The organism is Paracoccus zhouxuedongae, assembly GCF_041927815.1.
In the GTDB taxonomy this organism is placed as follows: Bacteria; Pseudomonadota; Alphaproteobacteria; order Rhodobacterales; family Rhodobacteraceae; genus Paracoccus.
Genome location: NZ_JBHFHM010000008.1, coordinates 48,544 through 75,288, shown reverse-complemented (window position 1 = coordinate 75,288; position 26,745 = coordinate 48,544). Strand labels below are relative to the sequence as shown.

The following is a 26,745-nucleotide window of genomic DNA, read 5'->3' as shown; positions in this document are numbered from 1 at the left end:
ATCGTCAGCTTGTCGCGGTCGGCGCCCCGCCATTGCCGCCGCCATCCCCGTCGCCGTCCCCGTCGCCATCGTCCTCATCATCGTCACGGCGCTGTTCGTCCAGCCTAAACGGACGGCGGCCCGTCGCCATCGGTTCGGCATGGCCACGGTCGCCGTGGCGGTGCAGGTCGTCATGCGAGACCTGCGGAAAATCCGCCGGTTGTTCGGGGCCTTCGCGCGTCGCCTCTGCCTGATTGGCGCGCGGGGTCAGCTTCAGCGGCGCGGGCGGCGGGCGCAGCGTCTCGGGGTTGCGCAGCCACAGATCCTGCTGCGGGAAGGGGATCTCGATCCCCTCCTCGGCAAAGCGGGCAGCGATCTGGTGGTTCATCTCGGATCGCGTGGACATGATCTGGTTCACATCCGACAGGATTGCGCGGATTTCAAAGTTCAGCGCGCTATCCCCGAAGCTGACGAACACCACGGCGGGCGGCGGGCTGAGCATCACGATCGGATGGTTCTCGGCGATCTCGCGCAGGATCTTTTCGACCTTGCGGGTATCGGTGCCATAGGCCACCCCGATCGGCAGGATCAGCCGCCCGTTCAGGTTGCCGCGGGTATAGTTGATGACCTGGCCCGAGACGAAATCGGCATTGGGAACGATCACATCCGTGCGGTCGAAGGTCTCGATCCGGGTCGAGCGGACGGAAATGGCGCGGACATAGCCCTGTTGGCCGCCGACCTCGATCCAGTCGCCTTCGGTGATCGGGCGTTCGATCAGCAGGATGATGCCCGACACAAAGTTCGACACGATGTTCTGCAGGCCGAAACCGATGCCGACCGACAGCGCACCGGCGACGATGGCCAGCGATGACAGGTCGATCCCGGCGCTGGTGATCGCGGCAAGCGCGGCCAGAAAGATCCCGACATAGCCCAGACCCGAGACGATGGCGTTTTGCCCGCCCTTGTCGATGCGGGTTTTCGGCAGCACCGACACCCGCATCGTGCCTTGCAGCAGGCGGGTGACCATGTAGCCCGCGGCAAAGACGATGGCAAAGGTCAGGATCGCGGTGGGCGAGATCTTGACCCCGCCCAGCGACACGCCGCTGCGGAACCGGGTCCACAATTCGGCCAGTTCGGCGGTGCGCATCCCCCAGATCAGCCCGAACAGCGGCAATGAGGCCAGCACCAGGGCAAAGCCGATCAGCACCGGGATCAGCGCGTCGCGCGCACCCTCGCTGTCGCGCAGCACCATGGCATAGACATCGGCGAAGAAGTCTTGCAGCAAGACCAGAAGGCAGATCAGCCCCATCGACAGGATCGCGGGCCAGATCAGCGCATTGGCCATACTGGTATAGCCCAGCACCGCCAGCACCGGGGCGGCCAGTGCTGCCAGCACCGCCAGGATCGCGGCCAGTCCGACGAAGCGGTCGCGCGCCGACAGGCTGCCATCGGCCTCGGCATCGGCCTTGGCACCGCGCCGCACCAGTTGGGAAAAGCGATACAGGCTGAAGGCGGCCAGCAGGATCAACGGCAGATAGGTGACCGCGACGGTTGCCGCCCCCGCAGGCGTGGGCGGGCTGGCGGTCGGCAGGCCCATTGTGGGCAAAAGGCCGTTCTCCAGCACCAGTGCCAGACCAACGGTCAGGCCCATCAGCGCAAGATGCAGCCGGGCCTCGGTCCGGCGGTCGTCCTGGACGGGCAGCACGCTGTCCATCTCGCGGCGACGGGGGAACAGGCGGCGGCCCAGCCAATGCGCGATGAACAGGCAGGCACCGCCCACCGGGATCATCACCGCCAGCAGCTCGCCGCGCGTGCCGACCACGCCGGCCTGGGTGACGGCCAGCGACATCAGGTAAAGCCCGACCATCGGCGCGACGATCTGCCCAAGCGAGACAAGGAAGGCGCTGACCCGCCGGAACCGCGCGGATGAGCCGTTCACCAGCCGGTTCGACAGCCCTTCGACAAAGGCGCGGCCCCGCAGCAGCAACAGCAGGGCAAGCGCGACCTCGGCGCCGATGGTCAGCGCATTCTCCTGCAAGGCGCGCATCGTGCGGCCATCGGCCAGACGGGCGCGGACCTCATTCGTCAGCGCGCCGGCACCCTCGACCGTGGCGGTCAGCGCCTCGGCCCAGGATGAGGGCAGCAAGGGCGAGGGGTTGCGGAACATCAGCGCACTGGCCTGACGTTCGCGCTCCAGCCGGTCGATCCGGCCGATCAGCGCATCGGCGCGGCTATAGGCCTCGACCGCGGTCAGGCTGGGGGCCTGGGCATCGGCAAGCTGCTTGTTCAGCTCGCCCCGGCGTTCGGCGATCTCGGCTGCTTCGCTTTCGCCCTCGGCGGGCTTGGGGCCAAGCGACTGGATCTGTTCGCGCAAGGTGGCGATCTGCGGGCCGTTGACCCCCTGCGCGTCCTGAAACCGGCTGCGCCAGGTCACCAGATCGGCGCGCACCTGATCCAGTGTTTCACTGTCGGCCTTGTCGTTGATCAGCGTGTCGGCCTGCGTCGCCTGCTTGTCCCAGGCGGCATAATCCGGCGGTTCCGGCGCGGTCTCGGCCATCGCCGTGGGCAGCGGCTGCGGCAGGGCGGGATGCAGCGCGGCAAGGCCAGACCAGATCGTCAGGCCCAGCACCAAAGCCAGGATCAGGCGCGGCACGGCGGCAAGGGCCGCGACGGGGCGGCGGGCAGGAATGGGCTTCGGCATGGGTTACCCCTGATAGACTTCGGGCAGACGGCGCGGCGCGGTATCCAGCCAGTCGGGCACCGGCAGCCCCTTGGCGCGCAGAAACTCGGGGTTCCACAGCCGCGACTGATAGCGTTGACCATGGTCGCACAGGATCGTGGCGATGGTATGGCCCGGCCCCATCTGCCGCGCCATGCGGATCGCCCCGGCGATGTTGACGCCCGACGACCCGCCCAGGCAGATACCTTCGTCGCGGGCAAGCGCGAACACCACCTCAAGCGCCTCGGCGTCAGGGATGTTGAAGGACATGTCGGGGGTCAGCCCCTCGAGGTTGGCGGTGATGCGGCCCTGGCCGATGCCTTCGGTGATCGACGATCCCTGGGTGGCCAGTTCGCCGGTGGTGTAAAAGCTGTGCAGCGCCGCGCCATCGGGATCGGCCAGCCCGATGCGAACCCCCTTGGGTTGCAGCGCCATCGCCACCCCCGCCAAAGTCCCGCCCGAGCCGACCGCGCAGATGAACCCGTCCAGCCGACCGCCGGTCTGGTCCCAGATCTCGGGACCGGTGGTTTCCAGATGCGCCTGGCGGTTGGCGATATTGTCGAACTGGTTGGCCCAGATCGCGCCGTTGGGTTCGGTGGCGGCCAAAGCCTCGGCCAGGCGGCCCGAGTAGCGGACGTAATTGTTGGGGTTGCTATAGGGCGCGGCGGGAACCTCGACCAGTTCGGCACCCGCCAGTCGCAGCATGTCCTTCTTTTCCTGGCTTTGGGTCTCGGGGATCACGATGACGGTGCGAAAGCCCATCGCCGCCCCGACAAGGGCCAGGCCGATGCCGGTATTGCCGGCGGTGCCCTCGACAATCGTGCCGCCGGGCTTCAGCGCGCCGCGCGCCACGGCGTCGCGGATGATATACAGCGCCGCGCGGTCCTTGACCGACTGGCCGGGGTTCATGAACTCGGCCTTGCCCAGGATGGTGCAGCCCGTCGCCTGTGAGGCCGCGCGCAGGTGGATCAGCGGCGTGTTGCCGATGGCGCCGATGATGTCATCGGCAGGCGGCGCGGGGGCGGCAATGGTCGGCGCGGATCGGGTCATGGGCTGGCTCGCTGTGGCGTCGGGGGCAATCAGTTTGCGCCAAGCTATGCGGGCCGGACCTTGCCCTCAACCCCGAACCGGATGAAACCGCGCCCGGATCGCCTCACGATCGCGCCACAGCATCAGCAGCGCGACGATCAGCGGCGTGGCCCGGATCGCGCCGCCGTCGATCATCGCCATCGCCTGCGGCAGGTCGACCAGATGCAGGCGGATGTCCTCGGCCTCGTCCTGTGCGCCGCCCAGGCGGGGCAGGTCGTCGGGCAGATCGGCCTGACCGATGAAGCTGTAGACATATTCCGTCAGCGCCCCGGGCGAGGGATAGGCGGCGGGCAGGTCCACCAGATCGCCCAGGGTCAGCCCGGCTTCCTCATGCGCTTCGCGGCGGGCGGCCTGGGCCGGGGTTTCGCCGGGGTCGATGCGCCCGGCCACGGTTTCCAACAGCCAGGGCGACCGGTCCCCGCGCGCAAAGGGACCGGTGCGGAACTGTTCGACCAGCAGCACCCGGTCGCGCTCCGCATCATAGGGCAGCACGACCGCCGCGTCGCCGGTGATGATCGCGCTGCGCGGCAGCTCGGGCGTCTGGCCCCCGGCATGGGTCGGGTGCGAAAGGCTGTAATCCTCGACCGCGAAAAACCCGGCATAGGGGTGGCGCGTGGCGTGCAGGCGCACCTGATCGGTGGCCGGCTGCGCGTCAGCGGCCTGCGCCCGCAACCGGCTGTCGGCGCGGATCGCCATCGCCGCCAGCCGCGCCCGGATGCGATGGGCGGGCCACTCATCGGGCAGCGCCGCGACATCCTGCGCCAGGGCGGCCCGCAATTCGGGCTGATCGCGCCACTGGTCGAGGTCGTCACGCAACTGCGCCAGCCGGTCTGTTTTGGAATGGCTCATCCTGCCCCCCTTGCTGGCCGCCATCCTAGCCCAGACAAAGGCCGCGCGACAGCCACCCCGCCTGTTACAGCGCCGTGACAGAAAAAGCGCGGCCACGGTTTTTGCCCCTTGCAGACCCCGCTTGCGCCCGCTAAATCCCCCGCCTACGACGACCAGCTGCGGAGAGGTGGCAGAGTGGTCGAATGCGGCGGTCTCGAAAACCGTTGTCGGTGCAAGCCGACCGTGGGTTCGAATCCCACCCTCTCCGCCACTTGCCCTCGCGAAAGCGTTCTCCCCATCCAGATGCGGCCGGATTTTTCCGTTGTTTTCGGGGGTTATGCGGGTGGGGCTCTTAACCGGCATACGCCCGGAAAGGCGCACGGGCGTTCTCTCCGGGCCGATATTCTCCGGACCTGTTAACCGGACACTTTCCGGTTATGTCGTATAAGTATATGTTTTTATGATATATTTCGCCCGGTCCGACACTTAACCTTTGGAATTGCACACCCCTGCCGCGCGCCGCTCAAATCGAAAAAAGAACGGCTCAGACCAAGTAGTCCGACGCATGCGCCCCTTCATATAGCGCCTTGATGGATGTGGCAGCCAAGACTGCTGCACGCGTTGCCGCTTCCTTCAGGTCAAGGACCCTGAATGTATCGCCGATCTTCGCGACCGCATCTATCCGTCGATACTGGTCGCCGAACCGTTCTGCATACTGGGCAAGGCCCTTCAACTTTGGGATGGCATCACCGAACTGGATGCCGTGCGGATCAACGATGTCTGCCGTGAATGTGCCGTCGCCTTGTTGACCGAAAAACACGAAGTCTGGCCGCACGATCTTCGGCTCCCCGCCATCGTCATAGATGATCCCAAGCGAGTCCTGGCTGGCGCGCGACGGGTTACGATACCATGCGACGGTGCCTGAACGCCCAAGCTCAGCTCGGACCACTTCGCCCTCCCAGGAATTGAAATCCTCGGGGAACAGGCCCTGCTCATCACAGAGAAGATGTCTCTCGAAGGTCGGGAGGGGTGTTTCGGTGCCATTGGCCTCGCGGATTGTGGTCGCCTGCATCCATGATGTCGGACGAGCAAGGTCCACATCCATCGGATTGGCGCTCATCTCTCTGATCTGGCGATAGACGTCCTGGCGTTCGTCGGACAGATCTTTGATCTCGACGCGGAACCGGGTGAGCCACTGATTGGCGAGCTTCTCGGCTTCAGCCTCGAGCGTTTCACGAACCTGTGGGACCAGGCCCATGGCTGCGATACTGACATGCGCCTCCATGAGCGCCGTTTCCATGTCGTCGGTTTTGCCTTCGTGCCGAGCGAGGTAATCGCTGTATGTCGTTGCAAGATCAGGGCTGATCGCCCGACCGGAACGGCGGTAGGCGTCCTCGATGACGGCGTAGTCAGCCTCTTCCCAAAAGTCGTCGAAGGTCATCGCGCCGCCCTTCAGGTCGGCTTTCAGGCTCTTGCCCTCGACTGTCATGACAGATTTTCGGGCGGCCTCAATTTCGGTCTTGTAGCGCGCGCGGATGCCGTTCAGCACTTTGTGCATTTCTGAATGGGCCAACTTCCCCGCATCTGCCAGCAGGGCATCGACCGCCAACTCGTGTGCGAGAGAAGTCAGCCGCTTTACAGGGCGCGCATGCCGCTTCGGCAGTGTCTGTGACGGAAGTGCAAGCAGCTTGTCCCAGACACCCTCGGGGATTGCCGGGTTAGGCTTCAGTTCCACTGGATTGATCAGCACGCGGCGGCCGGGGAGATCGTCGCCTCCATCCCCGCCTGACATCAGCGCCTTGGCGACATCCTTGACCGATGCCTCGTCGAAGAACGGCAGAAGGCAGTCCACCGAGTTCAATCGGTCATTGCCTGGGATCCGGCGCGCAAGTGGCGTCCGCACCATCCGCCCGAGAAGTTGCGTGATGTGCGTCTTGTCCCGTGCAGGCCGGAACGAGACCATGACTTCGGCGCGTGGGCAGTCCCAACCCGTGCTGATGGCGTCCTTCGCGATCAGAACCCGGACCCATGTGGAGTCCTGCACCCGCTCGGGTGAGATGTAGGGCACGCTGTGGCGTCCGAAGGTCTGGGTCGAGTGCTCGCCGAACACATGCGCCACCGCATCTTCGGGCAACTCCGGCCACTGGGTGAAAATCGTGTCCAGAGCCTTGCCGATGTCATTGTGATCCGGCGCATTCGGCACCTGCAGCACCATCAGCGGCAGCACCACACCGGCATCGCTCTGCTGCGCGCCATATGCTGCCCATGCGGCAGAGATTTCCTTCAGCTTGTCGGTGCCACGCCGCACCAGCACGGTGTCGAACTGCCCGGCCTCTGTCGGCACGTCAAGGATGATGGTGTCCTTGAGCAGACCTGAAGCCTGCACCTTTCCCGAATCCACGACGACGTTAGGCAGAGTCGCGCGTCCCTGCATGTCGGACATGGCCGCGTTGAACCGCTCGACCGTAGCGGAGATGCCCCAGACCACCGGGATGCCTGGCACGGATCCCGAACCGTTGATCAGCCGCTTGACGATGGTGGTTTTCTCGCCCGCCCCGGTAGCTGCGCGCATGCCGCGATGCGCCTCGTCCAGCACGAGGTAAAGCGTCAGGGCCGGATCATCGATGGTGTTCTGGATCGTGTCCCAGATCGTCCAGGAACGGCTGTCCGGCATCGGCAGAGGCGGCGCGTCCGGGTCGGCGTCTTCGTCCTGATCGCGCCCGCGCACGAGAAGGCTCGATTTGCTCAGCTTCTGCGTGTTCAGGAAATAGATTTTTCCGGGCTCCAGCGCCTCGCGCTGAAAGGTGTTCTGCACAACCACAAGGTCCGAGATCGACAGCCGGTCCGATGCTTCGAGCAACCGGTACCGCGACTGTTCGTTTAGCGAGGGATCGTCGCTGAACCAGATCACGACGGCGCCCGGATCGGGTTCGATGTCGTAGTTGTCGTCACCGTGGAACAGCGCCTCGAACACCGCCGCTGCCATCACGGTCTTGCCCGCGCCCGTGGTCGCCGTCAGCGAAAAGGCGTGCTTGTCACCATCCTCGCGCCAGCGCTTCGACGCCTTCTTGAGGTTCACCAGAACCTTGCCGACGGCCTCTTCCTGATAGTCCTTGAGGGTAAACTTCATGGCTCAGCGGCCCATCGAAAAGCGGAAATTGGAAAGGTAGGACTCGTAGAGCCGTACCGGCTCGACCCCGTCCGGCAGCGCGCGGGCCACCGCCTGGAAACGGCGGTCGTCGTCGGTCACCACATAGGCGACGCGCAGGCCACCTTGCGCCGCCACGGCGTCGCAGAATGCGCCTGCGCGGTCCAGGTCGACCAGCAGCCCATAGGTATCGGCCACAGCCCAACCACCCTCTGGCAGGTCGTCGATCCGGCGCCCCTCCGACCCCGCCCGCATCCACAGCAGCGGAGCGATGCGCTGGAAGGCGAAGTTCGCACCGACGGCGACGTGGGATTCGTAGGTCAGGGTGAAGAACTCGGCGTTCTCATCGAACCCCTCGGCGATCGGGAATTCGTCGGTGAACTTGTAGTCGCCCTCGATGTCGCGGCCCTCCGGCGTCTTGCCGGTGATGGCGGCGGCGATCCGCGGCTTGGTAATGTAGTCGCAGATGCCCCACTTCTCCCAGTCAGGGTCACCCGGACGAAAGGACGCCTGGCGCAGGGCCGCCTGCTCGTCGGCCGCCACTTCGTTGTTGGTCACCGAGATGCACTGCCGCCGCCCGCCGTCCTGTCGGTTCAGCCGCATGACGGCATGGGCGGTCGTGCCGGATCCGGAGAAGAAGTCGAGGATGATGGCGTTGAGGTTGTCTTTTACAAAAAAGCGCAGTGCGTCTTCAACAGCGTAAACGGACTTCGGGAATGGGAACTTCCGACCAGGAATAAGACACTTCTGGAGATTTGTTCCGCCTTGTTCGGCATTGTGGGACGACACCCGCCACTGGGTGCCGGGGATGAATACTGGTTGATATCCCGAGTCATCCACCACTATCGAGTTATCCTGACGGCGCCCAATAATGGGAAATACACCTGCATCAACCTTGGACTGCTCGCCCTTTTTCAGGTAAGTAATCGCGGTATTGCTCCCTCGCCAGTTGCCGAGTTTCGCATAGCCCTTTGAGATCACTTCTCGCAGGATAGCGGCACTGATCTGCCAGTTGCCTTCTGTTCCATCTGAACGAATGGGCCAGACGGCCACACATCCCTCTGGCGCAGAAACTTCATCCCTGTTCGTGCCAGTATAGGTATCACCTACTGAGTGAAAAACCGGTCCATTCTCTCCCATCGTCAGGAAAACTGGATAGAACTGGTTCGGTCGGTCAGAGCGGCGCGTGTTTGAACCTGCACGAAGCAATTCTGCCCATCTGAGGCTTCCTGCACGTCGATCCTCGGTGATCTTCCATTCACCGCTCAACGAAACTGCGGCAGGAGCGGCATCACCGAACATAACGAAGAAGACGTATTCGTCTGTTCTACCAAATGCCGCCGACCGTGCCGCGCCCTTTGGGTTGATGACGGTCGAAACCATTTGAATGCGGCCTTCAGGAAATACTTGCTCCAGAAGCAATCCGAGGCGCAGATACTCCTTTTCGTCAATGGTTACCATCAGAACACTACAATCTGGCTTCAGGAGCTCACCCGCGATCTTCAGTCGACGCTCCATAAAAGCCAGCCATTTCGAGTGCCGATAAAGATCGTCTCCCTCGACGTAATCGTTGTTGTATTTCCAGTCCCGAGCCCCGGTATTGTATGGCGGGTCGATGTAGATGGCGTCGATCTTGCCGCGGTGGGTGTAGGTCAGCGCCTCGAGCACATGGAAGTTCTCGCCGTTGATCACCGTGTGAAACGGCTTGTCGTCCCCGCGCGACACGCGCCCCGTGCTGACCAGACCGGGATAGATGAAGTCGCGGAACTCGGCGACCACGACCAGATCGGCGACCGCCACATCGGCCGCCTCGGGCGTCTCCGTGTCGATCAACGTGATCTGCGCCATCCGTGCCTCGCCGTCACCCTCGATGCGGGTCACCCGCCACAGCCGTTGATCCCCGCGTTGTGTCGTGCCCCGCGGCGGCAGCACGCGCACCTTGTCGCCCCGCCGCACAGGTCGCCCTGGCAGCTCCACGCTTTCCGGCCTATGCCGTTCGAAGTTCAGCCCAAAGGCGCGGCGCGAGGCCAGTGCCTTAAACTCGCGCTCAAGTTCATCCCCAAGCGCGCTGTCCCTAGCCTTGGCCCGCGCGATCAGATCCGTCAGTCGCGACATGACCCACCCTTACCCACTGCCTTCAACCCAGCAACGCGGGGGCGCCCCCCTGCATGTGCCAAGGGCTGGACGTCGCCGCCCATGCTGTGCTGCGCCCGAGCGGGTATTATGGATTGGGGTATCGCTGTCGCGGCTGTCATCAATTGCAGGTCCTGTCAGGTCGGCGGCGGCCATGCCGGACGCCCGGGAAATTGAGCTGACAGTACCGCCGTTTATCGGTGCAGACTAAACCGCGACATCGCGCTGGCGCAAGCCGAATGGACCCTGTCTGGCGCAAGGGATGGCCTGTTTCCATGCCTGCTGGATGGGAAGCGCGGCGCCACTGTTCAGAACAGGGCGGGCTGACCGGTGTCGTCCACCCGAAGCACGCCGAGCAGCTGCCAGGTTTGTGGTCGCTTGGCCATGTTGCCGACGCAGAACAGCATGCCCTTTCGGGGGTATTCTTCGTTGAACTTCTTGCTCATCCAGTCGAGCGCTGCCTGCTCCGATCCTTCGCGCCTGCGGCCATTGAAGTACATCGCGTGCGCCTCCCAATCGCCATTGGCGTAGTCGTGCGGCCCAGCTTCATCCTCGAACTTGAAGCGAAATTCGTAGGGGCTGGGTTCCAGCGCCTTCAACTGCTCATCAAAGAAGGAACCCTGACGGGCCGCTTCCGCATAGGTCCGGCGCTCTTCCTCCAGTTCATCCGGCTTTTTCTTCTTGAAATAGAACTGCGTGTTGCGAGGGCGGATCAATGCGAGCGACTGGCCATTGGCCTCGGCCGCCTTGACTGATCCGGAGACGAGCCGATTCAGGAAAGAGGGCCGATCCTTGGGCGGCATGCAGCCGTTCACAAGGATACTGTCCTCCATCACGTGGCAACTTTCTTTTCGGCGATCACTGGTCGGAGGGCGATACTTGAAGTCAACCCAATCCCAACGGCCAAATGAGGCATCATCAGAGAGATGCCGAAAGCGAATCGGAAAAAGACGCTTGAACTCGCCGCCCGGGGTTACTCCGGCGCAGCAGACAGTTTCTCCGTGAGTGGCGCTACGCTGCGGTAAGGCCTTCACCAGGATTGAAACGCGGCAACTTTGAAGCGTGACGGACATAGCGCTCCGGATCATCGGCAAACAGATTGAACACTTCGAAGCCCGTCTCTACAATCACTTCTTGCGCGACAATCGTCCTGTGGCAGGTCTCCGGATCACGCTCGAAACAAAGCAGACAGGTTGGTGCAGACTGCACGAAATCTACCAGATCCCGCAGCGATTCCTGTGCAGCTGATGTTTCGATGTGCGCGCCATAGATGGCTCTAAAGCGGTCGAATTCTCCGGCCCGAGCGGCTTCACGCCCAGGCTTGGGATCACCCAGCGCGATGAAATGCGAATACTCGATGCCTTCCTCGGCCAGCCGCGATGCCAGCTTGGTCTTGGAGAAACCGGCCTTGCGTGACACGGCAACAGCGCGCACATCGGCCAACTTTTCGACCCCGACCGCCTTCAGTGTGCGGACGAACCGATCAATGTCCGTGCCTTCGTAGCCTACCGTGAATACAACGCTCATGCCTGCCTCATTTTCTGGAACCGTAGCATGTGACGGTTCGGACGGGAATCCCTTGATTCACTCGGGATTTAAGCAGCCCTGATCGACCGCGAGCATCTGCTTCTGCGCATCCCAGGCCTCCGGCAAAGGCTGCCGCAATGCTTCGAGCGTCAGGTGGCGCGGCTGGCGCCCGTCCAGGATCGCTTCCACGACATCCGGGGCAAGCTGGGCGAGCCGCATCGTTCGGGTCAGATATGGGGCGGCAATGCCTTCGTGTTCGGCCAGTTCGGCAATGGTGGCGAATTGCCCTGTCTCAAGCAGGCGCTTCCAGCGAAAGGCACGCGCCAGCGCCTTGATCAACGTGTTGTCTGGCTTCCGTGCTTGTGCGGCGCCCTCTGGCAACTGCATCTCCTTGCGCCCCCCGCGCTTCACGACGCGGAACGGGACATGGATGGTCATCGTGTCGAGGATAGACTTGGTCCGGCTCATGCCGCTTCTCCGATGTCTCCGGCCAGCATCTCTCGAGTGAGGCTGCTGAGCCCGTCGACGCGGAGCCGGACATTCAGGCCGTCCGTATCGATGTCGACCCGTTCAACCAGCAGCGCCACGATGCGCGCCTGCTCGGCGGGGAACAGTTCGTCCCACAGCGGATCGAGCCGGGTCAGCGTCTCGCGGGCGTCGACCTCGGTAATCCCGCCATCCTGCGTACGCGCTGCCTTCCATGTCCCCGCCACGATCTCGGGCTGCCGGAACACGGCGCGGAGCTGGTCGATGACGGCCGCTTCGACCTCGCCAGCGGGCACGCGGCCGACAGGGCAAGACCCGGCTCCGTGCTTCAGAACCGTCTGGCTGACATAGTAGCGGTAGAGCCTGCCGCCCTTGCGGGTGTGTGTCGGCGAGAACGCGGCGCCATCGGGACCGAAGAGAAGCCCCTTCAGCAGCGCGGGTGTGTCGGCGCGAGTCCGCGCGGCACGTTTTCGCGGACTCTCCTGCAGGATGGCGTGGACGCGGTCCCATGTCTCGCTGTCGATGATGGCGTCGTGTTCGCCAGGGTAGCTGTCGCCCTTGTGCACCGCCTCGCCGAGGTAGGCGCGGTTCGAAAGCATCCGATAGAGGTACTTCTTGTCGATCCGGTTGCCGCGCGGCGTGCCGAGGCCCCGTTCGCCGACTTCGCGGGCCAGCACCGTGCAGGAGCCGGTCGCGATGAAACGGGCGAAGATCCAGCGCACATGCTCGGCGCTCTTGCCGTCGATGACCAGTTTCCGGTTCTCCACCCGGTAGCCGAAGGGCGGCACCCCACCCATCCACATGCCCTTCTTCCTACTGGCAGCGACCTTGTCGCGGATGCGCTCGGCCGTCACCTCGCGCTCGAACTGGGCGAACGAGAGCAGGATGTTCAGCGTCAGCCGCCCCATCGACGTGGTCGTGTTGAACGACTGCGTGACCGAGACGAAGGTCACGCCGTTCCGGTCGAACACCTCGACCAGCTTGGCGAAATCCGCCAGCGAGCGGCTGAGGCGGTCGATCTTGTAGACCACCACCACATCGACGAGGCCGTCTTCGATGTCTTCAAGCAGCCGCTTCAGGCCGGGCCGTTCCAGCGTCCCCCCCGAAATGCCACCGTCGTCATACTGGTCGCGGACGAGCACCCAGCCCTCGGAGCGCTGGCTGGCGATGTATGCCTCGCAGGCCTCTCGCTGGGCGTGCAGGCTATTGAACTCCTGCTCCAGCCCTTCCTCGGAGGATTTGCGGGTGTAGACGGCGCACCGCAGCTTGCGGACGACCTTCGATTTTTCGGGCGGCTTCGTCATGTCCGCCCCCTGTGGTTCTTGAGGCCGAAGAAGACCCAGCCGTTCCAGCGCGTGCCGGTGATGGCCCGCGCGATGGCGGACAACGACTTGTAGGGCCGCCCCTGCCACTCGAAGCCGTCTGCGGTGACAGTGACGATCTGTTCGACGCCCTGCCACTCGCGCAGCAGGCGCGTGCCCGTGATGGGGCGGTCGCGGTCGGCGCGGATGCCGCGCTTCTTCTTGTCGCCGCCGTCCAGTTCTTCGCCCAGCCGTTCCAGCCGCCGGACGGTCTCGGGCGTGAGCCCGCCATAGGCGAGTTCCTGGATCCGGTAGGCCAGGCGGGATTCGAGGTAGCGCCGGTTGAACGGCGGCGGTTCGCTGTCGAACAGGTCGCGCCACTGCTGCTTCAAGTCGGGCGTGCTGGCGGTCTTCAGCGCGGCCAGGCGCGCGGGGATCGGGTCGTGAGTCGTCATGCTGTCTCCGTTGGGTGCGGGGTTGCATGACGGCATCGGTCGGTCGGATAGTGTAGGCGAATTTCTCCAGTTTCGTCAGAAGGTTCTCCCCGCTCTCGCTGCATCAAACGCACCATCCCGAGGGCAAGCAGACCGCACAACTCGGCACGGCGTTCTGTGGGCGTCATCTGTTCGGGTGGCAGGGGATTGGGGCGTTTCATGCGAGCAAGTCCGTGGTGGCTTGCCCTGCCTCTACTCAGGTAAACCGGACAACGTCCCGCTGGGATAGGTAGCCGCTACGCGAAAGGCGGGACTCGACTCATGGTTGATCGGCCGGGTAGAACATAATCGGAACAGTGCTTCACCTTCGCCCGGTGAATCGGTCATGCATTTTCCGCCAGCGTTAAGCGGGTCGTGGAGGCGCAAACCGGTTTGCGACCGCAAGCGACAAGGTTTCAGGGCGAGAGGAGATTACATGGCCAAGAGGATCAAGAATTTCGTCGATCGCGCGTTCTCGCGCACCGTCGATTTCGAACTGCTTCATCGTTTGCTGAGCCCCTATCTGGGCCAGATAGATTTCGACTGGAATGGGCTCCCAGAGGACGAGGGAAAGCGGCGTGAGGCGATTTTCGCGCTCTTCGCCAGGGCTGACCTGCGATTCCCGGCAAAGCTGCAATTCGCACTCTACAATATCTCGACGCTGTCGACCGATGCCGGCGCACGAATCATCCAGGAAATCGCCTCGGAGGCTGGTATTGATGTCCTGTCGGCGTGTCGTATCGACGGGGCAGCTGACGATCTGCGCTTCACGCCGCGCTTCATGGCGCTGGTCACCTGGCTCGATCACCGTGCAATCTTCGACCGCGCCCTCAGCGCAGCGGCATTTCTTGCCCATTCGTCCAAGCTCGAACGCGACGCGGAACGGGAGGACGTCGAACTGCGCCACCACGATGCCGGGGTAAAAGACAGCTTCGCCGAATCGGCACGGCTGCACTTCGCAGGCCGCTACAACGGTCACTATTGCGATGTGCGGTGGTTCGAAGAGGACGATCTGTTACGCGTGCTGATCCTGCACGGCTCCAAGCCAGAGACCAAGAACGTCGATCAGGAGGGGGCAGAGGACACGCTGAAATTCCGCGAGATCGTGCAATCGACCATCGAGTATGACCGACGCAGGAGCGCGGTCTCTGTGGGCTCGAAGTCCGCCACCGACGCCAAGAAGCTGGTAAGGCTTTTCGGCGCCCATGTCCTTGGAGATGGCGACATTTTCGAGGCCTCGGCCAAAGAAGAACTCTACACTCTCGGTCCCCTGCAGCGACACGGCGAGAAGTTCAGGTTCACCTTCGATCCCGACGGCGACATCACGCATGTCGCCTTGCGGGAAGTGCGCATCGATGAGGCGCAACTGACCGCTACGGGGCGCTTGCGTCGCTCGCCGTGGTTTCTGGCGCTCGGCGATTCCGAGAATGCGCTCAGGCGCTTGAAGGATTTGGCCCCCGAGATCGAGGTTGCTGACGTGCGGATCGTGCATGCCAAGATCGACGTCACCATTGAAGTGGACGGCAGCGAGATCGTGGTCCCGGTTACGATCCGGCCGCCGCGCACAGTCAGCATGCGCGACCACTCGCACGAACGGCTCATCCTCGAGATGCTGGAAAACAATGACATTCGCAAACGCCGCAGAACTGATCAGGCTGCTGCTGCGGCAGAGTGATCGTCATCCGATCCGTGCCATCGGTGCGGCAGAGCTAGAGCCCTATGATCCGCGCTTCGTCCGATCGCTGCGCAATCTGGGAATCTTGGCGGACCGCGAGGATCAACGCGACGATGGCACTGCGGTCTTTCAGGTGGTCGGCGATGAATTGATCGTCGTCGATCCAGAGACCGGAGAGTGCGAACGTTACGACGACGCGCTGGATATCCAGTCCTTCGACATCGATATCGCCGCTCTCTGCCGCGCGATACGCGAGCAGTCGGGACTGAAGGGGCCGGGTCCGGTTGCGATCTCGGCCAGGATTTGGCGGCTCGGTCGCCACGAAAAGCATGGTCGAACTGCCGAAATCTGCCTTGTGCGGCGACTGCGGGAGGAGAACTCGCAAGAAATCGTGGACCATGCGCGCGGGGCCATCGACAGCGAAACGCCTGTTGCCCTGATCTGCCTTGGTGATTGCGACTTGCCGACGGCGGTCGCTCGCCAGCTCGATGGCCTCCGCCTGACGGTCACCCGCGCCCTCGATCTGCTGCGCGACGACCCGGATCGCCCCTTCGCGCTTGATCTCGGTCGGGTTCGGGTGCCCACGGGACAGCAGGCATCGGACGCGCGCTTCCAGATCGACCGTATCGGCCGCCGGGTGATCTTCGAAGGCATCGAAATCGACATCGAGCCGCGGGACTTCGACGCCTTAGCCCTGCTCGCAGAGGAGGCCATGGCCGCCGGGGGCTGGGTTTCAAAGGAGGCACTGGCAGCAACAATTCAGGCAAGCACGCGTAACGAGAGCAACCCCGAACAGGTCGATCGCTGCATCAACCGGCTGCGTGATGCGTTCCGGAAGAACACGGGGCTTAATTCGGTCCCGAGCAACGGGTTCATTGATCGCAAGTCCAAGGTTGGCGCACGTCTCGACCTCGCATCCTCCGGGATCGCGTTCATCGCCTAGACCCGTTTTCCGGCACCGGGAGGTTTTCGGGAGGTTTCCGGGAGAAGCCCGAGAGATAAAGAATTTCAGCAGGTTGCATCTTCGACTGGTCAACGCAAACGACCAGGATCGAAACAGATGCTCCCACCCATTTCCCCCGACGACCTTGCCACGCTGATCGACGAGGCGGCCGTTGCCGCGCGTCGCCTGCATCGAAAGATGATGCTGCCTGCCGCCGATCTCGACGATCTCCGTCAGGACCTGCTGGTGGACCTGATCTGCCGGCTGCCCGGCTTCGATGCGCGCCGCGGCAGCATCGGCGCCTTCGCCAACATCGTCCTGCGCAACCAGTCCTCGCGGATCGCGATGCGGCATCACCGCCAGCGCCGCGCGCAGGGCAGCACGGTGCTTTCGCTCGACGCCCCCGTTTCCGGCGCGACCGAGCCGCTGGGCTGCTTGCTGGCGGAAGCCGATGGTCTGGCCGCCTGGCATGGGCAGGACCGCTCCGCCACGGACGACGCCGACACAATCCACGATCTCGCCCGGGTGCTGGGCGGCCTGCCCGAGGAGGCCCGCGGGCTTTGCGCGGCACTTGGCACCTGCGCCGTCGCGGAGATCGTCGAGCGTACCGGCACCTCCCGCTCCGCCCTCTACCGTCACATCGCCCGCCTGCGGCTCGACCTCGCCATGCGCGGGATCGGGGCCGAGTGGGACGGTTCGAAAGCGGCGTGAGTAGAGGACTGACATGGAGATGATCGTCATGCCCCTCACCGAATTCACGCCCGCAAAGGCCCGGCCGCTCACCGACATCGAGTTCTGCGCCTGGATCGGCCAGGCCATGCCGGGCGACCGCCTCGAGTATCATCACGGGTTTCTCGGGATCGATACCACGGCGGTGATTTCCACCCTGCCAGAACCGGAACGCCGCAGGCTCGGGGCGCTGGCCAGTGCCGCCCACCGCGCCTTCGAGGCCGCGCTGGTGCACCTGGTGCAGGTCCGCGTCGGCCCCGACCGGTTCGCCTATCTGGCCATCGCGCGGACCAAGCCGCGCCATGCGCCGATCCCGTTTTCCCAACTCATCGCGACAGAGGAGGCCGCCTGATGCGCGCCACGCTTGCCTGGATCCAGGATCGGCTCCCGCCGTCTCTCTATTTTCTTCTGGCCGGAAGCTCGGCCGCATCCCTCAACGGAGACCACGACATGACCGAGACCAACGGCCCGCTTGCGCGCCTGCGCAAGGCCTTCCGCAGCCTTGAGGATCTGCCGGAGATGATCCCCGCCGCCTGGCGTCCCGGCAATGCCTCCGAACCGCTGTCGGTCGAGGCCGCGAGTGTCGACGACATCGCCATCGCCATCGTCGCCGCGAATGCCGAACTCTCTGCGGCCATCCAGCGATCCTCGGCGCTAGAAAAGCTCCACCGTCTGGCTCGCGAAGCCGGAGCCGTCGGCACGGACCGCGCCGTGGATGCGGCCCTGAAACGGGAGGGCCGCTGATGACCATGCCGTTCCCAGGCACCGAGGCACCGACCGAGGGGCGCCTAGACAACGCGCCGAAGTTCGACGACCTCGACCGACTGTCCATCGGCGAAATCGCCGACCTGCCGCCGGAACTGCTGTTGGCACTGCAGGAGGCGGCAGCATCCGAAACCGCGCGGGTCAAGCGCCTGAAGGACCGCTTTGAAGCGGCTCTGGCTCAGCGGTACAGCGCGGCGACCGAGGCCGAGCGGTCTGCGCAGGGCAAGACCTCAGGCACCGTCCGGATCGAGGATGCGGGCGTGGTGGTGATCGCCGACCTTCCGAAGAAGGTCACATGGGATCAGGACCGGTTGGCCGCCATGTCAACCCGGATCCGCGAGGCTGGCGACGATCCGACCCAGTATCTCGAGATCGCCTATCGCGTGCCCGAACGCCGCTTCGGCGCCTGGCCCGACGCCATGCGCGAAGGCTTCGCAGCCGCCCGGTCCGAGACCACCGGCAAACCCGTGTTCCGGCTCGAGACCCGAGACCGGTGACGCGCGGCGGCGGGACGCCCGAGCGGCAACGCCGGGCAGGTTCCCCTTCGGCATCCGGTCACCCCCGCCGCCGCGCCCTTTCAATCTTTCGGAGAACCCCATGGCCTTCCGCATCATCACCGCCGACGAACGCCTCTCGGCCGCCGAGAACAAGACCTCGCTCGCCATCTTCGGCCCACCGGGTGTGGGCAAGACCACGCTGCTGAAATCCCTGCCTGCCGAGGAAACCGTCTGCCTCGACCTCGAGGCTGGCATGAAATCGGTGCAGGACTGGCGCGGCGCGTCGATCCCGGTGCGCAGCTTCACCGACTTCCGCGATCTGGCAGTGCTGATCGGCGGGCCGGACCCCGCGCAACATCCGCAGTCCTGGTACGGGACCGAACGGCACGCCTGGCTGCAGGCCCAGCATCGCGACAGCGGCATCGAGGCCTTCCTCGCCGCGCGCCGCATCGTCTTTGTCGACTCGATCACCGATCTGACCCGGCAGGCGATGGCCTATGCCCGCCAGCAGCCCGAGGCCTTCTCGGACCGAACCGGAAAACCCGATGTCCGCGGGGCTTATGGGCTTCTGGGGCGTGAGGTGATCCAGGCGCTGAAGCACCTCCAGCATGCGCGCGGCAAGACCGTGATCTTCGTCGGCGTGCTGGAAAAGGTGACCGACGATTTCGGCGCCGTCAGCTGGCAGCCGCAGATGGAAGGCAGCAAGGCCGGGCGGGAATTGCCCGGCATCGTGGACCAGGTGGTTTCGATGCAGCTCTTCGCCCGCGATGCCGAAGGCGGCTGGGTGCTGGACGAGACCGCCACCGACCGCCGCCTTGTCTGCAAGTCCGGCAATCCCTGGGGCCTTCCCGCCAAGGACCGTTCCGGCCGTCTCGACCTGACCGAACCGCCCGATCTCGGCGCGCTGCTCGCCCGGATCGACGGCCGCGCCCCGCAACAATCCGAATTCGCCTCCTGATCCCTGAAAGGAACTGACCATGAGCTACGATCTGAACGACGCCCAGCCGCAGATGGCCCCCATTGGCGAACTGATCCCGGACGGCACCTTTGCCAAGGTTCGCCTGACCATTCGCCCCGGTGGGGTGAACGGCGCCACGCCGATGGATGCGGGGGTGCTGAAAGCCTCTCAGTCGAGCGACGCGAAGATGCTCGATTGCGAATTCACCGTGGTCGATGGCCCCCATGCCCGGCGCAAGTTCTGGCAGAGCTTCACCGTGGCCGGCGGCAAGGTCGACGAGAAAGGCCAGTCCATCGGCTGGAAGATCTCGAAATCCACGTTTCGCGCCATGGTGGACAGCGCCCTCGGGCTCGATCCGCGCGACGAAACCCCGGCGACCAAGGCCAAGCGGGTGCTGCCCGGCCTCAAGCATCTCGACGGCATCGTCTTCGCAGCCCGCATCATGGTGGAGCCCGCGTCCAACCCGCAATACCGCGACCAGAACCGCATCGCCAACGTCGTTCTGCCCGACGAGCCGCAGCATGCCACCGTCATGCGCGGTGAAACCGTCCCGCCGGAACCCGTCAACGCCCCGCCGCGCAAGGCCGCGAGCGGCGCGGCGCCGGGCTGGCAAGCGCCGACACCGGCATGGGGCGCGGCACCGCAGCCACCTGCAACTACCGCTCCGGCCTGGGGCGCGCAGACCGCACCCGCAGCGCCGCCCGCGCCGCAGGCCCCGGCACCCGCCGCGCCGGGCACCCCCGCCATGCCCGCCTGGCTCAATGGCTGAGGCGCGGCGGAAACGCCGGTCGGGTGGTTCCGCTGGGTCACCCATCGCCGAGGCCGAAGGGGCTGGGCCGGGAGGCCGGCCCATGACCCCGGACGAATGGCAGGCGCAAGTAACGCGCGCCGCCGCGCTGGAGATCGGAACATGGCTCGAGGCCCGAGGAAGACTGCACCAACCCATCGCAAGCCTTACCCTCGGCGACCTCGAGGCCATGGCGGTGAACGCCATCTCGCGCTGGATCGTGATGCAGACCGAGAAGCTTCAGCGGGCGGGTTGGCCGCCCGAGGACCCGATCGCGAATTTCCTACTGGGGTAGCGCTTTGCGCCGTCTGCGCGCGGGAGGCTCGTGGCTTCGGCTACGTCCACCGCCTCAAGCACGACCGCTATCCCTATCACCGCTTCTGCTCGCTCCGCTGTCAGGACGTGGGCAGTGCAATCGCCCAAAGGATGAATGGCATGATCGACAAGACCGCCCGCGAGGCACAGGCGATCCGCGACGCGCGGGCGCTCTTTGCCGAAGCGTTGACCGACCTCGGGCTCATGGAGCCCTTCTTCCATCGCACCGCCGCCGATATCGACCGGCTGATCGAGGCGGCTGTCACCGGCTATGTCGACAGCATGCTGGCGCAGGGCGCGCGCAAGGAGCGGACCGGCACCGCCCATGACGATCCGATTCCGTTCTGAGGGGGCCGCCATGATCGATCTGAACGATGAGACCGCCCCCTGGACTGACCTTCTTGCTGCCGCGACGGCGAACGCCATCACCGATTTCGAGGTCGAGTTCTGCGAGAGCCTGCGCCAGAAGTTGGAGACATTCGGCGCGCGCGCCCGGCTGACCGAGGCCCAGCATCACAAGCTGACCTGCATCGCGCAGGCGGGCGGGTTCTGGGAGCGCGACCAATGATCGACCTGAACCATGGCTCTGGTTGCCTCTATGGCCAGGATGCGCCGCGTCCGCCGATCGCCACTGCCGTCTCATCCGCCATCGACACCGCCCTGACGGCGCGCAACCGCGCCGAGCGCCCCCGCACCTATGTCAGTTCGTCGGGGCTCGGGCGCGACTGCTTGCGCCAGATCCAGTACGACTTTCTCGCGATCCCCAAAGATGCGGGCCAGGAGTTCGAACCGCGCATCCTGAGGATATTCGAGGCTGGACACCGGGCCGAGGACATTGTCGCAGGCTGGTTCCGGATCGCAGGGTTCGACCTGCGCACCGAACGCCCCGATGGCCGCCAGTTCGGCTTCGCGGCCATGGCGGGCCGGTTCAAGGGGCATATCGACGGCTGCTTTGTCTCCGGCCCCGTGGCGATGGATTATCCCGCGCTCTGGGAGAACAAGGCGCTCGGCGCGTCGAGCTGGAAGGATGTGGTCAAGCGCGGCGTCAGCATCGCGCGCCCCGTCTACGCCGCCCAGATCGCGCTCTATCAGGCCTATATGGACCTGCCCACCCCCGCGATCTTCACCGCGCTGAACCGCGACACGATGGAATTGCACACGGAATTGGTGCCCTTCGATGCCCGCCTGGCGCAGGAGATGTCAGATCGCGCGGTCACGGTCGTGCAGGCGTCCGAGGCGGGCGAATGGTTGCCCCGGGCGGCGACCGAACCCACGGCCGTCGTCTGCCGGGGTGGCATGACGGCTGGCAAGTGGCACGCGCCCTGCGCATGGGCGGAGCGCTGCTGGGGTGAGCGGCGTCCCGGAAACGGTGAGGCGGAGACGGAAAGGCGCCAGTGGCGCGTTTCCCCGCCGAACGGGGAGCGCTTCAGCCGCGAACGAGCGGAGCCCAGCCGATGATCCCCGACGCCTATGATCTCAAACGCATCGTCCGCGCCCATCGCGCGCGCTTCTGGCTGCCGGACCTGCTCGAAGGGTTCGAATTCGCACCGGTCTGGCGTTTCGCCGATCAGGCGCAGTTCGATTCCGACGACGTCGATGCGCTGGCCCGCCGCTTGGCGGCCGGTCCGCAACGGTTGCCGCACCCCGAGACGATATTTGAGTTGGCCGACCGCAGTCGGACCATCCGCAGCCAGGTCGTCTACGCCCGACAGCGCGACGATGGCATCGAGGCGGTCTGGTTCGCCCTGTGGCGTAACCCCAGACGCTGGACCGACATTCATGCCCACGTCCGGATCGCCGACGGCGGTGTCGCAGAATTCGCCACCAACCCGGCGCTCCGCGATGCAGTGCTGGCGGAACAAAGCGGTCAGGCGGCTGCCGCCATCGTCTGGCGCGGGCTCGCGATCCTCGCATCGGCATCGAGCATCAGCGAACGCCAGATCGCCCCGGTCAAGCGCAAACCCTTCGCGCGAGATGGGGTGCGCGGCTGGACGTGGCATCAGGTCGCCATCGATCCGGCCGGGCTTCGCGCCGCATCCGAACCGCTCGGTGGCAGTCATACCAGCCCGCGCTGGCATCTGCGCCGGGGGCATTGGCGCCAGTTGCCAGACGGCCGACGCATCTTCGTGCGCCAATGTGAAGTGGGCGATCCCGCGCGCGGCGGGGTGGTCAAGGATTATGCGGTAGAGGCGCGGAAGACATGACGGAATTTACTCCATCGGCGGCGCAGGCCGCTGCCATCGCCGAGGTCCGCGACTGGTTCGAGAACCGCACCGAGCAGCAACAGGTGTTCCGGCTCTTTGGCTATGCCGGATCGGGCAAGAGCACGGTGCTGAAGTTCGCGCTCGATGAGCTTGGCTTGTCGCCCCACCGCGGCGCGAAGGACGGCACCTGCGTGCCGGGTGTGGTCACTGCCACCTTCACCGGCAAGGCGGCGCTGGTGCTGACCCGCAAGGGCACGCCCGCCCGCACCATCCACAGCCTGATCTATTCCGTGATCGAGGCCACGGAAGCGGAAATCGAGGCCGCAGCGCAGAAAGTCCGAGAGGCCGAGACTGCCGCGCGGCGGCTGACCGGATTTGACCGCACCACGGCCGAGGCTGCGATCGAGGCCATGCGGCAGGCGCTCTCGGCGATGAAGCATCCCCGTTTCGCCCTGAACCCGCAGAGCGATGCGGCGGATGCAAGGCTGATCGTCCTCGACGAGGTGTCGATGGTGGGCGAGGAGATGGCGCGCGATCTGATGAGTTTTGGCAAACCGATCCTCGTTCTGGGCGATCCGGGCCAGTTGCCGCCCATCAAGGGCGAAGGAGCCTTCACCCGCGATACGCCCGACGTGATGCTGACCGAGATCCACCGCCAGGCAACTGAGAGCGCGATCATCCGTTTGGCCACCATGGCGCGGATGGGCGAGCCCATCGGTTTTGGCACCTACGACACCCATGTCGCCAAGATGCGCAAGGGCGACATCTCGCCGGAACAGGCGCTACGCGGCGGGCAGCTGATCTGCGGGCTGAACGCGACACGGCTGCAGATCAACAATGCGATGCGAGCGGCGGCTGGCCTTGGCGGGACGTATCTGCCCACTGGCGCGGCGGAAAAAATCATCTGCCTCAAGAACGACAATTCGCTCGGGTTGATCAACGGCATGTTCCTGACACTCGAGGATATCGTCGACGAGGGCAGCCTCTATTTCTCGGCCGTGGTGCATGACGAGGACGGGCGCCGGGTCTCCCCCTTCGACAGCGACGGCCGCCCCGGGCGGCTGCGCATCTACAAGGGGCATTTCGAGGATCATGTGGCCTACGACGCCAAGCGCCATGACCGCGACTGGCGGGAAAAGCGCAAGCTGACCGAGGCGACCTACGGCTGGGCGATCACCGCCCACAAGGCGCAAGGGTCGCAGTGGGAGAATGTGATCGTCTGGGACGACGGGCTGGGACGCAGCGAGATCGACCGCCGCCGCTGGCTCTATACCGCCATCACCCGCGCCGAGCGCGGGCTCGTCCTTCTGGCCTGAGGGGGCGTGATGATCGATCTGAACGATGTCGCCACGCCGAAGGCACGCCACGATCTGGCCGCCGTGAAGGATCGGCTTGCCGCGACCGCAGGCGACTGGCTCCCCGGCATCTTTCCGGAGGCAAGGATCGCGCGCGACCGTCGTTCCTTGCGCTGTGCCGACCTGTCCGGCCGCCCGCCGCGCAAGGAAGGGTCGTGCACCATCCATCTTGACGGGCCATATGCCGGCTGGGGGTTCGATTATGCCACCGGCGAAAGCGCCGGGCCCATCGACCTGATCGCGCAGGCGACCGGGCTGAGCGACGGCGCGCTTTTCGACGAAGCGGCGCGGATTGCCGGGATGGATCATCCCGCGCCCCGAAACGCGCCGCGCCCGAGGCCCGATCATGCCGGCGAGATTGCGCGACTGGTCGACGGCGCGCAGCCGCTCGTCGGAACCGTGGGCGAAGCCTACCTGCGTGAGCGCGGCCTTGCCGATCCGGGGTGCTCGGATCTGCTGTTCCACCCCGACCTGCCGGATTTCGACACGCGACGCGGTTGGCCGGGGCTGATCGCATTGCCACGCTTGGCAGACGGCACCCGCGCGCCGGGCATCCACCGGACCTTCCTGCTCGACGACGGCAGCGCCAAGGGCCCGGCCGGAAAGAAGATGCTGGGATCGGTAGCGGATGCGGCCGTGCGCCTGTTCGCCATGCCTGAGGACGGCCACCTTGGCATCGCTGAAGGCATCGAGACAGCATTGGCAGCACATGCCCTGTTCGGCACCGCTGTCTGGGCGGCACTCTCTGCCGACGGGCTCACGCGGTTTCAGTGGCCGACGGGCACGACGCGGATCACGATCTACGCCGATGCTGGCGACGCAGGTCGTCAGGCCGCTGCGACCCTGTCGGATCGGCTGAACCGGGCCGACATTCCGAACGAAATCGTGGTCCCGCTGCATGGTGATGATTTCAACGACGATCTGATGCGCGGAGCGCGTGCGGCGGACTATCGCCGGGAGATTTCGGCAGACGAGCCGGTCGGTATTGAGGCCATGACGACAGTGGCAGCTCCGACGCCTGGCGATCCGGACGTTCTGATTGCCGCCGCCGAGGCGCTGACCAACCCGCCCGAACTCGCCGCGCTCTCCAGCCTTCTCGGCCGCCTTGCGCTTGCCCGGCTCGATCCGCTGCCCGAACGCCAGATCCTCGCCCGGATCAAGACCGCGACCGGCATCTCCATGTCCATCCTCGACAAGCAATTGACGGAACTGCGCCGCCGCGTGCATGCGACGGGCGATCCACAGGGCAGGATCGCGCGTCCCGCCTGGTTCGGACGGCTCTGTCAGGACTTGTCCGGCACGCCCGAGCGCAACGAGGCCAATGTGATCATCGCCCTGTCCTCGGATCCGGTCTTTGCCGGGCTCCTGGCCTTCGACGAATTCGCCCAATCCATCGTGGTTCGTCAGCCGCTGCCCTGGGATGATCCGGCCATCCGATTTCCGCGCCCCTGGGACGATGCCGACGATGTGCGCACCGCCGAGTGGTTGCAATTGCGCGGGCTGAACGTCGCCCCGATGGTTGTCGGCCGTGGTGTCGGCGCGGTGGCCCGCGACCTGCGCATCCATCCGGTTCGCGACTGGCTCGGCACCCTGAAATGGGACGGCACGCCCCGTATCGAGACCTGGACCAGCACCTATCTCGGTGCAGCGCCGACATCCTTCCATCACACCATCGGCGCGCTCTGGCTGATCTCGGCTGTGGCCCGGATCTACCGACCCGGCGTGAAGGCCGACCACATGCTGATCCTCGAAGGGCCGCAGGGCGCGCGCAAGTCGACAGCCATCAAGGTGCTGGCGGGTGAGGATTGGTTCACCGACGAGTTGCCCGAGCTTGGGTCCAAGGATGCTGCCATCCACATGCAGGGCGTCTGGATCGTGGAAATTGCCGAACTCGACGCTATCGGTCGCGCCGAGGTCTCGCGCATCAAAGCCTTCCTGACCCGCACCACCGACCGCTTCCGGCCGCCCTATGGCCGCTATACCGTCGAGGTGCCGCGCCAATGCGTCTTCGCAGGCACTGTGAACCCCGACACCTATCTGCGCGATGAAACCGGCAATCGCCGATTCTGGCCGCTACGCTGCGGCACCATCGACATCGCGGCGCTGGCCCGCGACCGTGACCAGATCTGGGCCGAAGCCGTCCATCGCTTCCGCGAAGGCGCGATCTGGTGGCTTGACGATCCGGCGCTGCTTGCCGAAGCCGCCGCCGCGCAGGAGGCGCGCTATCAGGCCGATGCCTGGGACGCCCGTATCGACCGCTGGCTGACCCACGACACCCGCAGCGTCAATCGCGGTCACGCGGGCTGGGATGATTGGCAGGATGAAGAGTTCGAACGTCCCGAGCCGATCCGCGATGTGTCGGTGGGCGAAATCCTCGAAGGCGCGCTCGGCATCGAGCCCGCGAAATGGACCAAGGGCGACCAAATGCGCGTGGGGGCCTGGCTGAAGTCGCGGGATTGGGAGCGATACCGCAGCGGCGCAGGCGCGACCCGCGAATGGCGCTACCGCAGATCGCAGCGCGGCTGACATCGCGATGGCAGTGTCAGGCACCGAAGGGGCATCCATCCGGGTGCCCCTTTTCGTTTGGCCGCTGTCCCACTTCGCGGCGTGTCCCACTTCAAGCGCAAGGTGGGACAGAAAAAACCATTTGAAATCAATCCTGTCCCACCTGTCCCACTTGGGTCGCCAACTTCTCTCTTTCCCATAAAGAGCGCATGTGTCCCCCCCGACCTCATTCTTCCTCATGCGACGTAGGGAAAGAGGTGGGACAAGTGGGACAGGTGGGACACGCCTTGTTTTAAAAGGAAAATCTGGCGTCCCACTTTGATCCGCAA

The 26,745-nt window shown here is 65.1% G+C and carries 25 protein-coding genes and 1 tRNA gene; 16 read left to right on the top strand and 10 right to left on the bottom strand.

Features of this window, described 5'->3' with window-relative positions; translation table 11 throughout:
• Positions 1 to 4 precede the first annotated feature (4 nt).
• The 3 genes from ACEYYA_RS10990 to ACEYYA_RS10980 form a co-directional block, all read right to left on the bottom strand.
• Entirely contained in the window at positions 5 to 2,680 is a 2,676-nt protein-coding gene (locus ACEYYA_RS10990; RefSeq protein ID WP_374800540.1) for a DUF3772 domain-containing protein, read from the bottom strand.
• Positions 2,681 to 2,683: 3 nt separating this feature from the next.
• A complete protein-coding gene (locus tag ACEYYA_RS10985) occupies positions 2,684 to 3,748 on the bottom strand; it encodes a cysteine synthase A (RefSeq protein ID WP_374800538.1) in 1,065 nt (354 codons plus the stop codon).
• 66 nt (positions 3,749 to 3,814) lie between these two features.
• Positions 3,815 to 4,636, bottom strand: a complete 822-nt coding sequence (locus ACEYYA_RS10980; RefSeq protein WP_374800536.1) for an NUDIX domain-containing protein — start codon at positions 4,634 to 4,636, stop codon at positions 3,815 to 3,817.
• A gap of 160 nt (positions 4,637 to 4,796) precedes the next feature.
• Between ACEYYA_RS10980 and ACEYYA_RS10975 the strand changes: the two genes are divergently transcribed.
• Positions 4,797 to 4,886: transfer RNA gene (locus tag ACEYYA_RS10975), tRNA-Ser, on the top strand.
• A gap of 273 nt (positions 4,887 to 5,159) precedes the next feature.
• On the opposite strand, the gene ACEYYA_RS10970 is transcribed toward ACEYYA_RS10975, so the two are convergent.
• The 7 genes from ACEYYA_RS10970 to ACEYYA_RS10940 all read right to left on the bottom strand — a co-directional run bounded on the left by ACEYYA_RS10970 (position 5,160) and on the right by ACEYYA_RS10940 (position 13,665).
• Entirely contained in the window at positions 5,160 to 7,745 is a 2,586-nt protein-coding gene (locus tag ACEYYA_RS10970) for a DEAD/DEAH box helicase (protein WP_374800534.1), read from the bottom strand.
• 3 nt (positions 7,746 to 7,748) lie between these two features.
• Entirely contained in the window at positions 7,749 to 9,878 is a 2,130-nt protein-coding gene (locus ACEYYA_RS10965; RefSeq protein ID WP_374800532.1) for a site-specific DNA-methyltransferase, read from the bottom strand.
• A 326-nt stretch (positions 9,879 to 10,204) separates the two neighbouring features.
• On the bottom strand, positions 10,205 to 10,729 hold the full coding sequence (locus tag ACEYYA_RS10960; RefSeq protein ID WP_374800530.1) for a hypothetical protein: 525 nt from the start codon (positions 10,727 to 10,729) through the stop codon (positions 10,205 to 10,207).
• A gap of 178 nt (positions 10,730 to 10,907) precedes the next feature.
• Positions 10,908 to 11,423 carry a DUF488 domain-containing protein gene (locus ACEYYA_RS10955; RefSeq protein WP_374800528.1) on the bottom strand — a complete coding sequence of 172 codons (516 nt, stop codon included), beginning with the start codon at positions 11,421 to 11,423 and terminating at the stop codon, positions 10,908 to 10,910.
• A gap of 57 nt (positions 11,424 to 11,480) precedes the next feature.
• On the bottom strand, positions 11,481 to 11,891 hold the full coding sequence (locus ACEYYA_RS10950) for a hypothetical protein (protein ID WP_374800526.1): 411 nt from the start codon (positions 11,889 to 11,891) through the stop codon (positions 11,481 to 11,483).
• Positions 11,888 to 13,213: a recombinase family protein gene (locus ACEYYA_RS10945; protein ID WP_374800524.1), complete on the bottom strand. Its 1,326-nt coding sequence runs from the start codon at positions 13,211 to 13,213 to the stop codon at positions 11,888 to 11,890. Before ACEYYA_RS10945 ends, ACEYYA_RS10950 begins: the two co-directional genes overlap by 4 nt.
• Positions 13,210 to 13,665, bottom strand: a complete 456-nt coding sequence (locus ACEYYA_RS10940) for a DUF2924 domain-containing protein (RefSeq protein WP_334150190.1) — start codon at positions 13,663 to 13,665, stop codon at positions 13,210 to 13,212. The genes ACEYYA_RS10945 and ACEYYA_RS10940 overlap by 4 nt, the downstream gene beginning before the upstream one ends.
• A 454-nt stretch (positions 13,666 to 14,119) precedes the next feature.
• Here ACEYYA_RS10940 and ACEYYA_RS10935 point away from each other — a divergent pair, with 454 nt between their 5' ends.
• The 15 genes from ACEYYA_RS10935 (at position 14,120) to ACEYYA_RS10865 (ending at position 26,437) form a co-directional block, all read left to right on the top strand.
• Positions 14,120 to 15,358, top strand: coding sequence for a hypothetical protein (locus tag ACEYYA_RS10935; protein ID WP_374800522.1), 1,239 nt, complete (start codon positions 14,120 to 14,122; stop codon positions 15,356 to 15,358).
• Positions 15,306 to 16,301: a hypothetical protein gene (locus ACEYYA_RS10930; RefSeq protein WP_374800520.1), complete on the top strand. Its 996-nt coding sequence runs from the start codon at positions 15,306 to 15,308 to the stop codon at positions 16,299 to 16,301. Before ACEYYA_RS10935 ends, ACEYYA_RS10930 begins: the two co-directional genes overlap by 53 nt.
• A 117-nt stretch (positions 16,302 to 16,418) precedes the next feature.
• Entirely contained in the window at positions 16,419 to 17,012 is a 594-nt protein-coding gene (locus ACEYYA_RS10925; RefSeq protein WP_374800518.1) for a hypothetical protein, read from the top strand.
• Positions 17,013 to 17,025: 13 nt separating this feature from the next.
• The gene (locus tag ACEYYA_RS10920) at positions 17,026 to 17,382 is read left to right on the top strand and encodes a hypothetical protein (protein ID WP_374800516.1); all 357 of its coding nucleotides are present in this window, start codon (positions 17,026 to 17,028) and stop codon (positions 17,380 to 17,382) included.
• Positions 17,383 to 17,480: 98 nt separating this feature from the next.
• Positions 17,481 to 17,774, top strand: a complete 294-nt coding sequence (locus tag ACEYYA_RS10915) for a hypothetical protein (protein ID WP_374800514.1) — start codon at positions 17,481 to 17,483, stop codon at positions 17,772 to 17,774.
• Positions 17,774 to 18,292: a hypothetical protein gene (locus ACEYYA_RS10910; RefSeq protein WP_374800512.1), complete on the top strand. Its 519-nt coding sequence runs from the start codon at positions 17,774 to 17,776 to the stop codon at positions 18,290 to 18,292. The genes ACEYYA_RS10915 and ACEYYA_RS10910 overlap by 1 nt, the downstream gene beginning before the upstream one ends.
• Before the next feature lie 100 nt (positions 18,293 to 18,392).
• On the top strand, positions 18,393 to 19,250 hold the full coding sequence (locus ACEYYA_RS10905) for an ATP-binding protein (RefSeq protein ID WP_374800510.1): 858 nt from the start codon (positions 18,393 to 18,395) through the stop codon (positions 19,248 to 19,250).
• A gap of 19 nt (positions 19,251 to 19,269) precedes the next feature.
• Entirely contained in the window at positions 19,270 to 20,019 is a 750-nt protein-coding gene (locus ACEYYA_RS10900; protein WP_374800508.1) for a hypothetical protein, read from the top strand.
• An 82-nt stretch (positions 20,020 to 20,101) separates the two neighbouring features.
• The gene (locus ACEYYA_RS10895; RefSeq protein ID WP_155045841.1) at positions 20,102 to 20,332 is read left to right on the top strand and encodes a hypothetical protein; all 231 of its coding nucleotides are present in this window, start codon (positions 20,102 to 20,104) and stop codon (positions 20,330 to 20,332) included.
• 140 nt (positions 20,333 to 20,472) lie between these two features.
• Entirely contained in the window at positions 20,473 to 20,700 is a 228-nt protein-coding gene (locus ACEYYA_RS10890; RefSeq protein WP_097031834.1) for a DUF6511 domain-containing protein, read from the top strand.
• 10 nt (positions 20,701 to 20,710) lie between these two features.
• Positions 20,711 to 20,920: a hypothetical protein gene (locus tag ACEYYA_RS10885; protein ID WP_334150206.1), complete on the top strand. Its 210-nt coding sequence runs from the start codon at positions 20,711 to 20,713 to the stop codon at positions 20,918 to 20,920.
• On the top strand, positions 20,917 to 21,810 hold the full coding sequence (locus ACEYYA_RS10880; RefSeq protein WP_374800505.1) for a hypothetical protein: 894 nt from the start codon (positions 20,917 to 20,919) through the stop codon (positions 21,808 to 21,810). The genes ACEYYA_RS10885 and ACEYYA_RS10880 overlap by 4 nt, the downstream gene beginning before the upstream one ends.
• Positions 21,807 to 22,556, top strand: a complete 750-nt coding sequence (locus ACEYYA_RS10875; RefSeq protein ID WP_374800503.1) for a hypothetical protein — start codon at positions 21,807 to 21,809, stop codon at positions 22,554 to 22,556. The genes ACEYYA_RS10880 and ACEYYA_RS10875 overlap by 4 nt, the downstream gene beginning before the upstream one ends.
• Complete coding sequence (locus ACEYYA_RS10870; protein ID WP_374800501.1) at positions 22,553 to 23,872, top strand: ATP-dependent DNA helicase; 1,320 nt, start codon at positions 22,553 to 22,555, stop codon at positions 23,870 to 23,872. The genes ACEYYA_RS10875 and ACEYYA_RS10870 overlap by 4 nt, the downstream gene beginning before the upstream one ends.
• 9 nt (positions 23,873 to 23,881) lie before the next feature.
• Positions 23,882 to 26,437, top strand: a complete 2,556-nt coding sequence (locus ACEYYA_RS10865) for a VapE domain-containing protein (RefSeq protein ID WP_374800499.1) — start codon at positions 23,882 to 23,884, stop codon at positions 26,435 to 26,437.
• Positions 26,438 to 26,745 lie beyond the last annotated feature (308 nt).

Coding starts and splice junctions, on each gene's coding strand:
- ACEYYA_RS10990 (WP_374800540.1), bottom strand. CDS start 2,680: ATGCCGAAGCCCATTCCTGCCCGCCGCCCCGTCGCGGCCCTTGCCGCC.
- ACEYYA_RS10985 (WP_374800538.1), bottom strand. CDS start 3,748: ATGACCCGATCCGCGCCGACCATTGCCGCCCCCGCGCCGCCTGCCGAT.
- ACEYYA_RS10980 (WP_374800536.1), bottom strand. CDS start 4,636: ATGAGCCATTCCAAAACAGACCGGCTGGCGCAGTTGCGTGACGACCTC.
- ACEYYA_RS10970 (WP_374800534.1), bottom strand. CDS start 7,745: ATGAAGTTTACCCTCAAGGACTATCAGGAAGAGGCCGTCGGCAAGGTT.
- ACEYYA_RS10965 (WP_374800532.1), bottom strand. CDS start 9,878: ATGTCGCGACTGACGGATCTGATCGCGCGGGCCAAGGCTAGGGACAGC.
- ACEYYA_RS10960 (WP_374800530.1), bottom strand. CDS start 10,729: ATGGAGGACAGTATCCTTGTGAACGGCTGCATGCCGCCCAAGGATCGG.
- ACEYYA_RS10955 (WP_374800528.1), bottom strand. CDS start 11,423: ATGAGCGTTGTATTCACGGTAGGCTACGAAGGCACGGACATTGATCGG.
- ACEYYA_RS10950 (WP_374800526.1), bottom strand. CDS start 11,891: ATGAGCCGGACCAAGTCTATCCTCGACACGATGACCATCCATGTCCCG.
- ACEYYA_RS10945 (WP_374800524.1), bottom strand. CDS start 13,213: ATGACGAAGCCGCCCGAAAAATCGAAGGTCGTCCGCAAGCTGCGGTGC.
- ACEYYA_RS10940 (WP_334150190.1), bottom strand. CDS start 13,665: ATGACGACTCACGACCCGATCCCCGCGCGCCTGGCCGCGCTGAAGACC.
- ACEYYA_RS10935 (WP_374800522.1), top strand. CDS start 14,120: ATGGCCAAGAGGATCAAGAATTTCGTCGATCGCGCGTTCTCGCGCACC.
- ACEYYA_RS10930 (WP_374800520.1), top strand. CDS start 15,306: ATGACATTCGCAAACGCCGCAGAACTGATCAGGCTGCTGCTGCGGCAG.
- ACEYYA_RS10925 (WP_374800518.1), top strand. CDS start 16,419: ATGCTCCCACCCATTTCCCCCGACGACCTTGCCACGCTGATCGACGAG.
- ACEYYA_RS10920 (WP_374800516.1), top strand. CDS start 17,026: ATGGAGATGATCGTCATGCCCCTCACCGAATTCACGCCCGCAAAGGCC.
- ACEYYA_RS10915 (WP_374800514.1), top strand. CDS start 17,481: ATGACCGAGACCAACGGCCCGCTTGCGCGCCTGCGCAAGGCCTTCCGC.
- ACEYYA_RS10910 (WP_374800512.1), top strand. CDS start 17,774: ATGACCATGCCGTTCCCAGGCACCGAGGCACCGACCGAGGGGCGCCTA.
- ACEYYA_RS10905 (WP_374800510.1), top strand. CDS start 18,393: ATGGCCTTCCGCATCATCACCGCCGACGAACGCCTCTCGGCCGCCGAG.
- ACEYYA_RS10900 (WP_374800508.1), top strand. CDS start 19,270: ATGAGCTACGATCTGAACGACGCCCAGCCGCAGATGGCCCCCATTGGC.
- ACEYYA_RS10895 (WP_155045841.1), top strand. CDS start 20,102: ATGACCCCGGACGAATGGCAGGCGCAAGTAACGCGCGCCGCCGCGCTG.
- ACEYYA_RS10890 (WP_097031834.1), top strand. CDS start 20,473: ATGATCGACAAGACCGCCCGCGAGGCACAGGCGATCCGCGACGCGCGG.
- ACEYYA_RS10885 (WP_334150206.1), top strand. CDS start 20,711: ATGATCGATCTGAACGATGAGACCGCCCCCTGGACTGACCTTCTTGCT.
- ACEYYA_RS10880 (WP_374800505.1), top strand. CDS start 20,917: ATGATCGACCTGAACCATGGCTCTGGTTGCCTCTATGGCCAGGATGCG.
- ACEYYA_RS10875 (WP_374800503.1), top strand. CDS start 21,807: ATGATCCCCGACGCCTATGATCTCAAACGCATCGTCCGCGCCCATCGC.
- ACEYYA_RS10870 (WP_374800501.1), top strand. CDS start 22,553: ATGACGGAATTTACTCCATCGGCGGCGCAGGCCGCTGCCATCGCCGAG.
- ACEYYA_RS10865 (WP_374800499.1), top strand. CDS start 23,882: ATGATCGATCTGAACGATGTCGCCACGCCGAAGGCACGCCACGATCTG.